Origin of the sequence: Paenibacillus agricola, from assembly GCF_011440305.1 — a bacterium.
In the GTDB taxonomy this organism is placed as follows: Bacteria; Bacillota; Bacilli; order Paenibacillales; family NBRC-103111; genus Paenibacillus_S; species Paenibacillus_S agricola.
Genome location: NZ_JAAOIW010000004.1, coordinates 258,772 through 273,863 on the forward strand (window position 1 = coordinate 258,772; position 15,092 = coordinate 273,863).

13 protein-coding genes and 1 pseudogene are annotated in these 15,092 nt (G+C 48.7%); 3 read left to right on the top strand and 11 right to left on the bottom strand.

Going from position 1 to position 15,092, the window contains the following annotated elements:
* Positions 1-111: 111 nt before the first annotated feature.
* The 3 genes from G9U52_RS12605 (at position 112) to G9U52_RS12615 (ending at position 3,720) form a co-directional block, all read left to right on the top strand.
* Complete coding sequence (locus tag G9U52_RS12605; protein WP_166150714.1) at positions 112-972, top strand: helix-turn-helix domain-containing protein; 861 nt, start codon at positions 112-114, stop codon at positions 970-972.
* A gap of 152 nt (positions 973-1,124) precedes the next feature.
* Positions 1,125-1,463, top strand: coding sequence for a hypothetical protein (locus G9U52_RS12610; protein ID WP_166149977.1), 339 nt, complete (start codon positions 1,125-1,127; stop codon positions 1,461-1,463).
* An 82-nt stretch (positions 1,464-1,545) separates the two neighbouring features.
* Positions 1,546-3,720 (top strand): DNA topoisomerase III, encoded by a 2,175-nt coding sequence (locus tag G9U52_RS12615; RefSeq protein WP_166149979.1) that lies wholly within the window; start codon positions 1,546-1,548, stop codon positions 3,718-3,720.
* Positions 3,721-3,750: 30 nt separating this feature from the next.
* Here G9U52_RS12615 and G9U52_RS12620 read toward each other — a convergent pair whose 3' ends face one another.
* The 11 genes and pseudogenes from G9U52_RS12620 to G9U52_RS12670 all read right to left on the bottom strand — a co-directional run bounded on the left by G9U52_RS12620 (position 3,751) and on the right by G9U52_RS12670 (position 14,999).
* Positions 3,751-4,353, bottom strand: a complete 603-nt coding sequence (locus G9U52_RS12620; protein WP_166149981.1) for a P-loop nucleotide/nucleoside kinase family protein — start codon at positions 4,351-4,353, stop codon at positions 3,751-3,753.
* Positions 4,354-4,421: 68 nt separating this feature from the next.
* On the bottom strand, positions 4,422-4,733 hold the full coding sequence (locus tag G9U52_RS12625; RefSeq protein ID WP_166149983.1) for a hypothetical protein: 312 nt from the start codon (positions 4,731-4,733) through the stop codon (positions 4,422-4,424).
* A gap of 12 nt (positions 4,734-4,745) precedes the next feature.
* Positions 4,746-5,642, bottom strand: a complete 897-nt coding sequence (locus G9U52_RS12630) for a TIGR01777 family oxidoreductase (RefSeq protein WP_166149985.1) — start codon at positions 5,640-5,642, stop codon at positions 4,746-4,748.
* A 235-nt stretch (positions 5,643-5,877) separates the two neighbouring features.
* Positions 5,878-6,219 (bottom strand): bacillithiol system redox-active protein YtxJ, encoded by a 342-nt coding sequence (ytxJ, locus tag G9U52_RS12635; RefSeq protein WP_207952937.1) that lies wholly within the window; start codon positions 6,217-6,219, stop codon positions 5,878-5,880.
* A 43-nt stretch (positions 6,220-6,262) separates the two neighbouring features.
* Positions 6,263-6,754: a metallophosphoesterase family protein gene (locus G9U52_RS12640; protein WP_166149987.1), complete on the bottom strand. Its 492-nt coding sequence runs from the start codon at positions 6,752-6,754 to the stop codon at positions 6,263-6,265.
* A 61-nt stretch (positions 6,755-6,815) separates the two neighbouring features.
* Positions 6,816-9,023: a hypothetical protein gene (locus G9U52_RS12645; protein WP_166149989.1), complete on the bottom strand. Its 2,208-nt coding sequence runs from the start codon at positions 9,021-9,023 to the stop codon at positions 6,816-6,818.
* Positions 9,024-9,042: 19 nt separating this feature from the next.
* A pseudogene (locus G9U52_RS12650) lies at positions 9,043-9,918 on the bottom strand (ATP-binding cassette domain-containing protein); the annotation flags it as partial.
* A 1-nt stretch (position 9,919) separates the two neighbouring features.
* Complete coding sequence (locus tag G9U52_RS12655) at positions 9,920-12,850, bottom strand: FtsX-like permease family protein (RefSeq protein ID WP_166149991.1); 2,931 nt, start codon at positions 12,848-12,850, stop codon at positions 9,920-9,922.
* 11 nt (positions 12,851-12,861) lie between these two features.
* Positions 12,862-13,923: an efflux RND transporter periplasmic adaptor subunit gene (locus tag G9U52_RS12660; RefSeq protein WP_243767302.1), complete on the bottom strand. Its 1,062-nt coding sequence runs from the start codon at positions 13,921-13,923 to the stop codon at positions 12,862-12,864.
* Positions 13,901-14,623, bottom strand: coding sequence for an ABC transporter ATP-binding protein (locus tag G9U52_RS12665; RefSeq protein ID WP_243767303.1), 723 nt, complete (start codon positions 14,621-14,623; stop codon positions 13,901-13,903). The genes G9U52_RS12660 and G9U52_RS12665 overlap by 23 nt, the downstream gene beginning before the upstream one ends.
* A 103-nt stretch (positions 14,624-14,726) precedes the next feature.
* Positions 14,727-14,999, bottom strand: a complete 273-nt coding sequence (locus G9U52_RS12670) for a hypothetical protein (RefSeq protein ID WP_166149993.1) — start codon at positions 14,997-14,999, stop codon at positions 14,727-14,729.
* Positions 15,000-15,092: the final 93 nt, after the last annotated feature.

A 15,092-nucleotide genomic window follows, 5' to 3' on the forward strand; every position in this document is an offset into this window, starting at 1 on the left:
TAAGACTATATTGCTATTATATTGAAAGCTAATTAAAATGAAAATAGTAGTTTTTTGCACTACACTAACACAATATTGTTCTTTAGAAAGGCAAAACATATGAATAAACAGATGAATAAACAACGAATGCTTCCGACATTGGCAGACCATGTTTACTTTTGCTTGCCTGAATCTGTAGGCTGGTACCAGCAGGACCCGTTTCACTCCGTGGAACGCCATGTTGGACTGCAAAACAACTTTAGCCTGCATCTGATTATTAGCGGTAAAGGTTATGTGGAAACGGAGCATGATACCTATACCTTAACCACTGGCGACGCTTTTCTCTACTTTCCCATACAGCGGCAGCGCTATTATTCCTCCAAGGATGATCCTTGGGAGGTTCGATGGGTGCATTTTTACGGCTCCAAGGTAGGCGACTATTTACTGGAACGAGGCCTTCACCAATCGAATTTATGGACGACCCGCCAGTTGAAGCCGCTGGAGCAGGCGCTGTGTGAGCTATTGCTCGAAGTCGAGGAAAGCACGCTGGCGCACTTAACCAAGCTGTCCACGCTAACCTATGCGGTCATCGCCGAGTTTGTCAACCAAGCGATCCCTTTATCCACCCAGAAGCAAGCCGCCACCTCCGAGCTTATTTTACAGCTATTGCCGCGGATCCAACAGGAGGCCTGCAAGCCCTTCGAGCTTGATTATTGGTCTGATGCGGCTGGAGTCAGCACCTATTACTTTTGCAAGCTGTTTCGCAAGGTGACCCAAATGACACCTATGACTTATGTGACGTTATGTCGCCTGCAAAAAGCCAAGCAATGGCTGCTGGAGAAAAAGGATACCACCATTCGCCAAATTTCCATCGATGCAGGTTATCCAAGCACCAGCTACTTCAATAAAAGATTTTTGGAGCAAGAGGGCATGACGCCTACGGCGTATCGGGAGCTATGGGGGAATTTTTCACCCACCCCACCCTCCCTGTAGGGAGGGCTCCAAAGGGCTCCGCCCTCTGGACTCCCTGCTGGATGCGATACGACCGTGTTCTCGGGGCGCTTTCGTCCCTATGGGACACGCTTGGGTTTGGGTGCTGCTGGTCCGGGTGCAGGCGCTGGTGTTCTCGGGGCGCTTCCCTCCCTTTGGGACACGCTTGGCTCCGAGGTGGCGCAGAAAGGGAGTGCACAGGTGGTGAACGGCGCATCGTCCCTGCGGGACATCGCTTGGTGCAGTGCTGGGCGGGGCTAAGATTAAGGGCAAGGGCGGAGCAGGGCGAGGCGGGCTGCGGATACGGCGGCATCGTCCCTGCGGGACATCGCTTGGTGCAGTGCTGGGCGGGGCTTGGATTAGGGGCAAGGGCGGAGCAGGGCGAGGCGGGCTGCGGTTACGGCAGCATCGTCCCTGCGGGACATCGCTTGGTGCTGTACTGGGCGGGGCTTGGATTTGGAACAAGGGCGGAGCGGGCTAGGGAGCGGGTGTGAAGTCTGGACTTTACTTGGGTTTTTGGGTAAGGTAAAGTTCATGGGATACGACTTACTATTAATGAGTATGAAGGAGAACGAGATGAAATCACTTATACTGGCTGAGAAGCCGAGTGTGGCTAAGGAAATTGCGCGCGTTCTGGGCTGTACCCAGAAGCAAAAGCATTATATAGAAGGACCTAATTATGTGGTGACCTGGGCGTTGGGGCATTTGGTGACTTTGGCGGAGCCTGAGGATTATGATACTAAATTTAAAGCTTGGGAGCTTGAGCATTTGCCGCTGCTTCCTGACAAAATGAAGCTTAAGGTCATTAAAGAAACGACGCCACAGTTTCGGGCGATAGCCCAATTGGCTAAAAGAAGCGATTTGAAGCAGCTTATTATTGCTACTGATGCGGGGCGTGAAGGCGAGCTTGTGGCGCGGTGGATTATGGAAGAGATCAATTGGCGCAAGCCTTTTCAACGACTATGGATATCCTCGCAGACGGATAAAGCGATTATCGAGGGATTTGCCAAGCTGAAGCCGGGCAAGGATTATGATAGCTTGTATCAAGCGGCGGTATGCCGCGCAGAAGCAGATTGGCTGATCGGGCTTAATATGACGCGGGCATTAACGTGTAAATATAATGCGCAATTGGCTGCGGGAAGAGTGCAAACCCCTACCCTATCGATGATGATGGAGAGGGAAAATGAAATTCGCGCTTTTCAATCCAAGGATTATTGGCTGCTGCATGCACATCTCAGTGGTTTTCAAGCGATGTGGCGCTCGAAGGAGCATCCAGATGGGCGGTTATTCGACAAAGTTCAAGCCGACATCCTGTTAAATAAGATGAAAAGTGAAAAAGCGAAGGTGACGCATTTAAGAATGGTGGAGAAGTCTGAGCCCCATCCATTAGCTTACGACTTGACTGAGCTGCAGCGTGATGCCAACCGCAAATATGGCTTTACGGCCAAGCAAACCTCCAACCTGCTTCAGCGCTTGTATGAGCAATACAAGATCGTGACCTATCCACGAACCGATTCCAGATATTTAACATCGGATATGATCCCTACATTGAAAAGCCGCTTGGATAGCATCTGTGTACAAACGTATTCGGCTCTGGTGAGGCCGTTGTTGAATAAGCCGCTGCCTGTGACCAAACGGATCGCAGACGACAGCAAGGTGTCCGACCATCATGCGATTATTCCAACGGAGCAAACGCCGTTATTGCATATCTTGAGCCATGACGAGCGCAGGCTGTACGATTTAATCGCAAGGCGGTTTATCGCTTTATTTTATCCGGCTTATCGTTATGATGAGACCTCAGTAACTGTTGAGATTACAGGCGAGAGCTTTTATGCGAAGGGGCGGGTCACGAAGGACGCTGGCTGGAAAGCCGTCTACGGGCATGATGCCTCTGGTTCCCTGATTAGTTCTGGATCAGGCGAGGAAGACGACTTGGGTGACACGGATGCAGGTAGTTCACAGAACCTGCCCAAGCTGCAAATGGGAGATGAGCTGAAGGATGCCCGCCCTTCATTAGATAAACATATGACCAAGCCGCCTTCCCGTTACACCGAAGCTACGCTGCTGTCCGTTATGGAGCAGCATAAATTAGGTACACCAGCGACTCGCGCCGATATTATCGAGAAGCTGCTTTCGACCGATACCATCGAACGAAAAACGAACGTGCTCCAGCCCACGGGTAAAGGCGCGCAATTGATCGAGCTGGTAGTCCCTTCGTTGCGTTCACCGGAATTAACGGCAAAATGGGAATTGGAGCTTGAGAACATTGCCAAAGGATCGGGAAATATGAAAGCTTTTTTACAAGGGATCCGTGAACAAACCACCGAAATGGTACGCACGGTCAAACAAAGCACAACCGAATATAAACCGCATAACCTGACTCATTCTAAATGCCCGGACTGCAGCAAAAATCTTCAGGAAATTAAAAGCAAACGGGGAAAAATGCTCGTATGCATGGATCGGGAATGTGGCTATAAACGGGCTGCAGAGCCTATGCTTTCCAACAAACGTTGTCTGCAATGCCACAAAAAGATGGAAATTCACACCGGGAAAGCGGGTAAATATGCACAATGCCGCCATTGCAATATTATCGAAATGCTGGGCGATGAGCCGCGTGCAGGTGGCAAGGCTGCCAAAAGAAACAGCGCTCAGCTCATCAACCAATTTAGCGACAAAGCCACAGGGGGGTCGAGTCTAGAGGAAGCACTTAAAGCTGCGATGCAGAAGAAAACAGAGCCTAAACAAACATAGACCCAGATTGAACATTTCTTATTTCTACTTTTAAAAGTGCGCCGCTTCATTGCCATAAACAAAATTTTCAATTATGGAAAAGGTAGCTTCAGATAAAGGCTGGGAATTGTTAAAATAAAGGATGGAGGAGCCAGGCAGCTCCCAATGGATTTGACGGATTTGCAGGGATTGGCTGAACTCGCTCCAATTGCCCAGCTTCCAATCATCCAGGGAGGAGCCTCTTTCCTTGATCCTTTTTTTATAGCTTGCAGCACCATCTAAATGAACAAAAACGACCTTGACATCAACATCATGGATGGAGGCTCCAATCCGCTTAAGTTCATTTTCGAGCCAGGCATGGGAATCGCTCTCTTTGGTGAAAGGACCGACTACGTATGCATCTGACCCCAGCTCTATATTTTCCAGCGCTGCATCCATCGTAATCCGGTAGCCCAAATCCCGGCAATGCGCCTTATACGCAACAGAATCGCGGTCTTGCGGATCAAGCCCGGCAAGCGCCATAATAGCCTCGGCCGCAGGTCGGCTTAACGTATCCATATCAAAAAAAGCAGCTTTCCGCTTTTTCGTTAAGGCTTTGGCCAGTGTGGTTTTCCCGGCTCCGGCGGGGCCTAAGAAAAATACAAGTTTTCGCACGCTGCTCCGATCCCCCTTGATGTTTTTATTGAAATTAGCTTGGAGCATCATTAGTCTTAGCTTAAGCTTTAGCAAAATTGCGCTTGAAGCTCCTGCTTGACGTTTTGCTCATAATAGCCGAGCAGTTGCTCCTTCTCATCTTCCGTAAATTGAAACTCACAATCACGACCTTCATCCTGCGGCACAATTTGTGCCACTGCACCTGCGTAGGTACAGATAATTAAGGCACTCAACTCCGTTAAATCCTCAGGCAGCACAGATCCCTGCTTTAGCTCGAAGCGGAGCAGCACATCAATCCACTGGGCATCACGCAGCTCAGTCGTGGCGCGGATTTGCTCAAATTTTAGTTCTGCATAATGTAAAGATCCAAATTGGATCATACTTGCACCTCCTTATGGTTTCTTCACAATTTCAGCCAAAGCCATATCGATTGTTGGGTATAAGTACTGGAAATCATAGTCAATAGCTAGTAACGGAAGCACTCGTTGTCCTTCTAATATCAGAATGGACATTTCCCCGAAAAGTAGTTTCATCATAAAAGCAGGTACCGGAAACCAATGCTTAGTGTGAAGCGCTTTAGCAATTGATTTTCCCATATCATCAATGGTAACAGGCTGCGGGGCAGTCGCGTTCACTTGCTCTATAATATCTTCATTGTTGATGCAAAAATCAATCAGACGACAAAGATCTTTAACATGGATCCAGGATATCACCTGCCTGCCGCTGCCAATCCGCCCGCCTACTCCGAGCTTGTAAGGCTTCATCATTTGGGGAAAGCTTCCACCATCACGCCCTAGTACAATTCCTAACCGCAGCTTAACTAATCGCGTTTGTTGAATAGCATCCATCGCCGCTTCCCATTGCTCCACAACCCCAGACAAAAAGTCCATGACATTCGGCTCACTGTGCTCAACAAAGCTGTCAGTTTCCGAGGTTCCGTAAATTGCCACGCCTGAGGCGTTGATCACAACAGCCGGCTTCTTTTCCATCCGCTCGACAATACTGGCAATCCAGCCTACGGTATCCAGCCTTGATTGCAAAATTCTTTCCTTTGCCGCATTGGTCCAGCGCTGGTTAATGGTCTCGCCAGATAAATTGACAATTACATCGGTGCCCGTCATCAGTTTTACATCCACTTTCAATTCATTCCATGTCACATGCCGGATCAATGGATTCGTGGACACATTTTTTTTGCGGGAAATTAATATCAAAGAATATTTGCGTTCCAAAAAATATTGCGTCAAATGCTGTCCGACAAATCCGGAGCCGCCTGCTATAGCAATTTTCATTCGTGCTACCCCGCCTTCGAAATATATATGTGCACCCTATTATATAACAAAAAGCTATTGGAGCAAAAACGAATAAAAACCGGTGCCCTGGAAAACAGCATACTCAAGTTAACGAAACTAGAAAGTACAACAAGCAATAAGAAGTAAAAAAAGCCCCCGTTTTGAAAAGAGAGGGCTGTTGGAGCATCGTAAATTTAGGATTTCACGTCAGGTGTCTCTTATTTTCTCAACACAATTAGCTCAACACAGCAGAGATATGCGCTTCGGTAACCGCCCAATGGGAAGTATTCCAGACCGTTTCTTTATTTTTCACATATAAAATTTGTGGGGAAGCATGCTTGACGCCAGTGTCCTCAGCGATTTGATTGGATACAGGACGCGATTCAATCACTTTAACCAGCACATAATCAACATCGGCGTTAGGCTGCTTTTTTAAATAGTTTTCATATTCCTGAAGGGCATTGGCGCTCACTGGGCATGTGGTGCTGTGCTTAAGAACGACAACGGGTTTCTCCGTCGATGCCTCAAAAAGTGTGTCCCATTCGGCTTCTTTAGTAATTTCTTTCCATTCGATCATTGTCATTACCTCCATAGGTTTGTTGTAGCTACTTGATTAAAGCTTATTTGTCATAATAAAAGTGCTCAGCGTCTATAGCTTCTTCCAAACTAAGGATCGCAAAGGAAAAACGCGGCTGCCGCCTTTTGTCGGTAGGTGAGCCGGGATTCAACAGTAAAATACCTTGATGAACCGCTTGATAAGGAATATGGGAGTGGCCAAAAATAATACAATCGACCTTGGTATCACTGAATTCATCCATGGCGCGGTCCATCGTGGTTTTTCGCCCACCATCTCCATGCACAATCCCGATCCGATATCCCGAAAGCTGGAGTATTTTGCTACGGCCAAAACGCTGTACAAGCTCTATACCGTCGTTGTTGCCGGCAACTCCATCTACAGGCGCGATGCGCTCGAATAAATCCGGAATATGCTCATCCATCCAATCCCCGGCATGAAGGATCAAATCGACACCCTGAAGTCCCTCAGTAAGTGCTGACGGCAGCTCCCTGGATCTGCCATACATATGCGTATCGGATACAACGCCTACACGCACGACGATCCCCCCTTTACTCCCGTTATCGTTTTATTTTAACATAATACATGCATTAATAAAATTATTCCGTTACGCCGAACCAATTCATCGTTTGCGACCCCAACAATTTGCGTTTCCCTTGAAATTCATGGTAAATATGAAGCTTAAACTGCTTAAGAGATTCGATTTTAAAAACAAGGCTTTCATCCTGCCTCGTTATCCGGTAATCGTGCTCGCCAAGAGAAAGCCGTTTATCCTCATCCTCTGGAGCCGTTTCCAAATAAAACACTTCATCAATATGCACGTTGCCATTGCCATCCTCGAATTGAATAATCAGCTTGCTGCCCTCGTTGCTCGTTTCGTAATAGCTGTCTTTCACCAATTTATATTGAAAATTAACCCTTAGCTCTTTGCGGTCTAGCCACGTATTGATATTGCTTAATGAGATCGTATACGGATAAAAGACAAGCTCCTTCAAGATCGGACTGACCGTTGTATGCTCGATCGGCAGCTCCATTTGCACAACGTTCATATAGGCATCGGCTTTATCGTCCGGACCGCTAATTCTTTGATCCGTAATCGATTCGCCAATTACCAGCTTCATATTAGTCACATCCAAATCCTTGGGCAGCTTATTGGAAAAGGATAAAAGTGCCTTGCCTTGCGGGTTTAGCTTTTGCTTGATTTCACGAATTTTCGTCGGATACATCGAATCATCGGCTGTTTTGAAAAAAGCGACCAGCTTCGGGATGGCATTGGAGCGCTTCTCCAGGTTAGAAACCTCCACTTGGACTTCAAACAGGTTGCTTACCCCATCTGTGAAGGTATGGATTTCACGAGGGGCATAGCTGGCGGCACGACCGGCACCTACAATTCTTTGTGAATCTCCAAAGGCTAATGTCGGGAGATCGATCCTAGAAGGCGGCAGCTGGAACTGGGCGATGTCCTCGCTTGCCGATTCACTTGTTTGTTCCTTAAGCACCAGCTTGGCTGAAGCAAATGGATAGGTGTACGGAATTTTGGAAACCAGCTTCACATGGACGCTCGTTGTGGGAGGAACACCAACAGCCCGATCGATTGGCACCACCTTAGCCTCTACTTTCACTCCCCCATCCAGCTCAAAGTAAGCGATAAGCTCAGGATACGGCAGCGCCTCCTTATAAGGATGGGATAAGGAGACATCCGCTGTCAAAATATCTTGATCCTCCCAAGGTAATCTATCTACTTGATTGGCATGGAATGTATAGGTTCCATTCGAGTTGGTATAATCAACACTTCCACCGAGCATAGGCACGACGGGCGGCTCTGTCGAAATCCTTAAAGCAGCTATCGGATACTGAAGCTTGGTATCGGCTGTAAGGACCAGTGGCTGGGTGACTACCAGATCCCAGCTATGGCCCTCAGGGGGCGCTGGCAGCTCGTTAGCCTTTAATTGTAGCTCCACCGCCATATCTGGCTGTAGCGACTGTTTATCGCTGTCAGGCACGATTTCTAGTGGATACATCGCCCCGCTGGATGTGCGCAGCACATATTGATAATCAACCATACGAATACTGGCTTTGCCTTTATTCAACAACCGTAAAGCCAGCTTGGGTGAAGTATGGCCGTTCACTAAGGTCTCTGCCCAACGCACGACCTCTAATTCAACCGGCATTCCGGACATTTGAACGGTTTTGGTTGCTGTGGTCGGTACCCATAAAGCAGAGGCGGCTTCTGGGAATTGAATCTCGCCAAGCGTTTGCTCAAGCTCGGCGCTTGTATAGTCCCAGCGTATAACGCGGTAAGCAAGTGATTCCAGCACTGTTGAATCGTTAACAGGTGCATAAAAGGAGAAATCCACCCGCTGTCCTGCTGGAACCTCCTTTTTCAGCTTATCCTGCAGAAGCAAATCCGCCTTATATTCGGCCCCACCAGAATCGAACACGCGGATCCAATAATCGAGGAAGGACAGCTTGCTGCTTCCGCCATTGGCAACTGACATGGTGAACAACAGCACCCTACCCTCAACTGACTGGATGATTGTGGCACTTTTCAGCTGGATAGAGCTATCACTCCCCAAGGATAGGCCTTCAAGCTGTAAAGTGCTATCCAGCTCATCCCTTTGGTAGATCTCCCCCTCGGCGAATACCGATGGCGGGATCGGCCCCAGCAGTATCGCTGCTGCCATTAGAAGCAGCAACCCCTTGGGGATCCCCTTGTATAGCTGGCGTTGCTTCTGTTGCCTTTGACGGTATGGAAGCTGCAGCAGACGTTGAAGGCATAATTGCAGCAGCTCGCGTAGTGATTGCATTGATATTCCCCTCCTTCTCCTCCGGTGGCAGCAGGACAATTCGCCCTTCCTCCACCTGGACTCTAACTTTATTCGTCGATTGGATGCCGATTGATTTCAGCATCTCTGCCGGTATTTGCAGCCGCCCGGCTTTGTCCAGCACTGCATACTCCGTATGGGTCTCCTCTTCGGCCTGCTGCATCCCTAATTCCAGCTCAGCCAATTCGGCAGCATAGGATTTGCGCCGAATCATCTCGGAAGACGTCTTGCCATCACGGATGGCGACGACCCGGTCCACTTTCTTCGCGAGCAGCGGATCATGTGTCACGATAATGACGGTCAGCCCCATCCTGCGGTTCAAGTCACGGAATAAATCAAGGATTTGCTCCGCCATCTTGGAGTCGACCGAGCCTGTCGGCTCATCGGCAAGCAGCAGCTTCGGATTGTTCGCCAAGGCGATTGCAATCGCCACACGCTGCTGCTCGCCGCCAGATAGCTGGTTCAGCCTGTTTTTGATCCGATGGCTCAAGCCGACGGCTTCCAGCAGCTCCAGCGCCCGCTCACGCTTGCGCTTTCCTTGAAGCAGGATTGGCAGCTCCACATTTTCCTGGGCGCTCAGGTAAGGGATTAGGTTGCGAGCATTATTTTGCCAAACGAAGCCGACAATTTCTCTTTTATAACGAACAAGGTCGCGCTCCTTGAACTTCAATAAATCTTGTCCTGCCACCTGTAATTGCCCCGCTGACGGGCGGTCCAATCCTCCCAGCATATTCAGCAGCGTGGACTTGCCGCTCCCGCTGTTGCCGATAATCGCCATCAGCTCACCCGTCTCAACATGCAAGTCAAGCCCTTGCAGGGCTACAACTTCAAGATCAGCAACCTTGTATATTTTCACGAGGTTATCGCAGTGAATCATCTTAATCCTCCCCGAGCTTAACAGCCTGATGAATTTTGATCCGGGACAGCATCGTGCCCAATATGAGCAGCCCTGTGCCTAGCATCACCGTAACAATAAGGTAAAGCTGAAGCTGATCACGGGGGTCGAATATAACCTGGAAGGGCGGAACCTGGCTTGTTGTTTGCATCGATAATTGAAACATCGGTACGAATAAACGGCTTGTCAAATTGCCGATAACCAACCCGATTCCGATCGCCGCGCCTGAGGTAAGCAGTTGCTCCCCAACCAGCATCAGGACCAGCTGCCTGAAGGAAATGCCCATCGCCCGCAATATCCCGAACTGCAGCACGCGGCCTGATAAGGATAAAACCCAATATAGCAAAAATCCACAAAAGCTGATCACCATCGAAATGATAAAACCAAGCGTCATGACGCCATTAATCGCAAGCAGGAAGGGGTCGTTTTTAGAGCGGATCAGCTCCTGCTTAGCATCAACCAGCTTCGTAATCGGTATCTTTTTATCCTCAATGGACTGATATAGCTCTTGGCTTGTCGCTTCGGGCTTCATTTTCATCCAAACCTCATAAGGCTCCAGCGCCATATTGTTCTGCATATAAGATAAATGGCCAACGACCAGCATCGGGTCCTTTACCTTTTTATTGTTCGCAGCATTAGCAGAGCCTGAGCTTGTATTATTACTTCCGACTGCCGATTTGTCGCTAAACAGCGGGTTAGGATTCCACGAGGGCCAATACGAAATAATGCCATAAACTTGAAACATCGTGCTTTCCACGCCGCTCCAGCTCACATATAACGTATCACCGACCTTGAGGCTATGCTGCTCAGCCATCGACTCGGAAATGAGCACAGCAGCGGGATTACCCGCCATCAGGTTCAAATAATCGTTAAAATGATGCTCAAGCAATCCATCACGCAGCCATGCGGTTTGCCCGAATTCATCGGTATCGATGCCCATTAGCGTGACGGTGCCTTTTTCTTTACCTGCGTTAAAGGCTGCTTCCTTCTTCGTAAATACCTTGGCGGTGGTTTCGGCTCCTGCCAGCTGGGCAAGCGGCAAATAAGGCGGCTCGGAAAATTGCACCTTTTTCGGTGCCATGGGAACCACAGCCTGTGCTTCGGCGGGGTCACCCCCGCCTCCTTCCCCACCCATATCAGGTGGAGGGGCATCATTCTCCCATTTGAGCTGCAGCGCAATGTCTGCCCCGTTGCTGTACATAATTTTCTCGCCAGCATTGTTATTGATCGTCCTCGCCGCACTGGCACTGAATAAGCCGGTGGCTAGTGTAACACTCAAAAACACCATAATCGCCTGGTATTGCGTAGGCGACCTGCCCACCTGCAGCAACGTCGCATATAGGGCTGGTGGCCACCATCGCCGCCCAAGCCTATATAGCAGACGAACCAAATACGGATAAATCCGCAGCACGAGGAAGCTTGCTCCTAGCACAAAAAGCGCAGGCACCAGAAACAGCAACGGATCCATCTGCAAATCCGTCACATCCAGCCCCAAGGCCTGCATATCGGACATTCGGCGGCGAAACGTATACAAGCCGTACAAAGAAATCGCCAGCAGCACCACATCAATCCCATATTTATGCCAAAATGAGAGCCCGGATTGCCTTGCCATCTGCTGTTTATGTCCAACAATCGTTGCTTTCATTGCAAAAATAACAGGCAAAAGCGTCATCACAACCGAGCAAAGCACCGCGTATAAGCCGTATTGAAAAGCTTCTTCGTTCAAGCGGACATCCAATGCAGCACGCTGGACAAATTCAAGAAAGCCATTAGAGGCTCCCAGTGCTTTGGTCAGCATCAAGCCGATAAAGGGGCCGCAGACAAAGGCGATTCCGCCCAGGAGGGCTCCTTCGATGACGTAGCCCATTACGATTTGTAAGCGGCTTGCACCGCGGCTGCGCAAAACGGCGATTTCCGTTTTTTGCCGATCCACGATCAGGTTCGCTACCATAAATAAATAATAAGCAAGCATAATCATCACAGGTACATTCAGCGACCAAAGCATCAACCGTAATTTTTCTTCTTTGGCATAATAGCCCGTTAACGTTTTCAATCCAGGAGCTTTGATGGATAAGTTCGTAAAGGTGTTGCTGAAATAGGCTTCCGTACGCTGGTAGTTGTTTATAAAGCGCTCAATAGAATCCAGCTTCATTTCGCTGTAATCGACCGCCATATACCAGCTGCTGGAACGTAGCATAAGCTGTTGCTCCTGCGTAATCGCTTTTTCAAACCAATCATAGGCTACGAGCAGGCTCGAATTGTAGCTCGACAAAGCGCTGTACCAATAAAGGTCATCATAGCTTTTCCGATCGATCACACCAACGATAGTGACAACAAGCGGGGTTTTCGCATCATCATCTTCAATCTTATACTGCTGCCCAACGACCAGCTTCAGGTTGGTTAGCCCTTGGTCCACAACAACCGCCTCCACGGCGCCATCGACAGGTTCGGCAGATGGCAGTCTGCCATCTATAAGCCTTACATGCGCATCCATCCCACTTAATGCGGCAATGTTCGCTGTGCGATTGACCTTACTATCATTGCGGCTGGCATCGACGGGAATCCATTTCCAGCTATCCGTCGACCTTTCCGTTACATAAGCTTTTAGCGGAAGCTGAAACCTTTGGGCGACCACATCTCTCATATAAGCATCGGCATCAACAATTTCCTGCTTGGCTTGCTCAGGCTTCATCTCACCGGTAAGATAAACCGAATTCCAAAAGATGCCCGAATATTGCTGGTTATTCGTTTGCAGCTGCTCCAGGTCTTTAATCAGCAGCCGCTGAAGAATCGCGCTTGTATAAATCGGCATGCTGCTCACAAGGCCCACAGAGATGATCAACCCAAGCAGCAGGCTAAGCTCCAGCCATTTGTTTTTGATCATTTTGCGCATGATCATGACAAGAATTGCCACAAGGCACCACCTTAATTGTTTAAAATCACTTTTTGGCCTTCCTTAAGCCCTTTACGGATTTCCACCTCGTTTGCCGAAACGATCCCTTTCTCGACATCAATCTCCTTGCGCACCTCGCCTTCAAGCACCTGCACATAATCCCGACCCATATAAGATCTTAAGCCCACCTTGGGAATGAGCAATACATCGTCTCGTTTTTCCGTCACAATGGTAATATCCGCGCTATTGCCAATTTCAATAGTATCCGGCAAGCCTTCTGTCACGACCACAATCGACTTGGCGTTTTTCTCCGCAATTGCCTTTACTTCATTAAACGGTGCCGTTGCAGGAATTTGTGCGACTTTCCCCGTATAAAGCCCATCTTTGATTTTAACCGCCGCTGTGAGGCCAACCTGAATCCCGGTTAAGTCCAACGCATTGTTCGTCTCATAGACAAGCTTCATCGACTTGGGATCAGACACCGTGAACAGCGTTTTATAGGCGACTACAGCATCGCCTTGCTTGATCGGATCGATATATGTGACAATACCTGAGACATCGGACACCAGCTTGGTTCTGTTTAATTGTTTTTTTAACATATCCAGCTGAATTTCTTCCTTTTGCATTTCAAGCAGCTTAATACGGATTGCAACCGGCTCGCCGCGCATCTCGTCTTTGGCCTGCTCCAAAATAAGCCTTGCCTTCTCGACCACCAGCTCCTGCTGCTGAATTTTGCCCTCGATCTCGCCTTTATCTAATTCTGCTACCACATCGCCCTTGCTTACGACTGAACCTAACGAAACGTTAATGGCAATAAGACGCCCTCCAGATTCCGCATAAAATAAGGATTGCATTTTGTCGGAAGCAAATACGCCTATCCCGCTAATCTGCTTGGTGATACTCCCCTTCTTCACTTCAAACAGCTCGAAGCTTTCCTTGACTGGCTTCACTAGCGGCGGCTTTAGCGCCTGCTCCTCCTGAGGCAAAAGACTGCATCCGGTAAACATGCACGCAATCACTAAAACAAGGAATGTAAGCGCGGCCATTCTAATCCTGTAAGTAACGCTGCAGCTATGATTGACTTTCTTCCACAATGTGCCCATCCTCCAATGCATAGACTTGATCTACAATTTCCATTATCGCCGGATCATGTGTGGTTAAAATAATGGTCATCCCTTCGCTCTCTACCAAATCCTTGAACACCTTCATCACCTGCAAGCCCATCCGGCTATCCAACTCGGCCGTTGGCTCATCGGCGAGCAGCAGCTTCGGCCGATGGGCAATGGCTCTGGCAATCGCCGTCCGCTGCTGCTCCCCGCCGGACATTTCGTAAGGCCTATGCTTCATCCTCGGCTTCAAGCCAACAAAATCCAGCGCTTGCTCGGCATATTCAAGGTGCCGGGCTGCAGGGATACCTGCAATACGCAAGCCGAATTCGACATTCTCATAGGCTGACATATAAGGAACCAAGGCAAAGGATTGAAAGATCAGTCCAAGCTCTGTACGCCTCAGCACATTGCGTTTTTTATCGGATAAAGCGGTTACATTTTCTCCTGACAAATAAATCTCCCCATCTGTAGGCCTGTCCAGTAATCCGAGCATATTTAACAGAGTAGTTTTGCCTGACCCTGAGCGGCCTCGAAGTGCTACCAGCCTTCCGCTGGTGATGCCGAGGTTAACTCCACGAAGTGCATGGACCGCACCTGCACCTTTTCCGAAGGTACGGGTTACTTGGGCCGCGCGGAGGATTAGATTAGGTTCAGCTGGCGATTCTTTATTGAACACAGGCTGCATAAGGACCTCCATTGGGCTGCTTGTTTGGCAGAGATCGTATAAAAAACCCATGAGCTGCGAGCCCACGGGTTTCTATACTTGATGTTTTCATGACCTGATGTTGTTACGGGGTTCCCACTAACTCTAAGGCTTGCTGTGAAATATCTTCCTTGTACTTATTCATGCAGTTACACAAAAAGTCTTTACGGCAAATCGGGCAAGGCTCATACAACAAACGGTTAATATGTGAGGCAACTGCGGTTCCCGTAGCTGTATCCTTTCCATAAGTGAGTCTGCAAGAAGTCCGATCTTTCAGATGGACTAAGACTTCAAACAATCCATTTTTGGTGTTGTTGCTTACGATCTCGGCTTTCATTACTTTGGGTTGATATGCCATGAATTTCGGCACCTCTCTTTATATGGGTTGTCTTGTATCATGTGTATCTTGAATAATAGCTTGTTTTAGTTCCCCGCGTCAAGCAAACGAGAC

Bases quoted from the DNA above. Each gene is read 5' to 3' on its own strand.
- ytxJ (WP_207952937.1), bottom strand. From the start codon at position 6,219: ATGATCGAATGGAAAGAAATTACTAAAGAAGCCGAATGGGACACACTT.
- G9U52_RS12615 (WP_166149979.1), top strand. From the start codon at position 1,546: ATGAAATCACTTATACTGGCTGAGAAGCCGAGTGTGGCTAAGGAAATT.
- G9U52_RS12605 (WP_166150714.1), top strand. From the start codon at position 112: ATGAATAAACAACGAATGCTTCCGACATTGGCAGACCATGTTTACTTT.
- G9U52_RS12625 (WP_166149983.1), bottom strand. From the start codon at position 4,733: ATGATCCAATTTGGATCTTTACATTATGCAGAACTAAAATTTGAGCAA.
- G9U52_RS12630 (WP_166149985.1), bottom strand. From the start codon at position 5,642: ATGAAAATTGCTATAGCAGGCGGCTCCGGATTTGTCGGACAGCATTTG.
- G9U52_RS12645 (WP_166149989.1), bottom strand. From the start codon at position 9,023: ATGCAATCACTACGCGAGCTGCTGCAATTATGCCTTCAACGTCTGCTG.
- G9U52_RS12665 (WP_243767303.1), bottom strand. From the start codon at position 14,623: ATGCAGCCTGTGTTCAATAAAGAATCGCCAGCTGAACCTAATCTAATC.
- G9U52_RS12670 (WP_166149993.1), bottom strand. From the start codon at position 14,999: ATGGCATATCAACCCAAAGTAATGAAAGCCGAGATCGTAAGCAACAAC.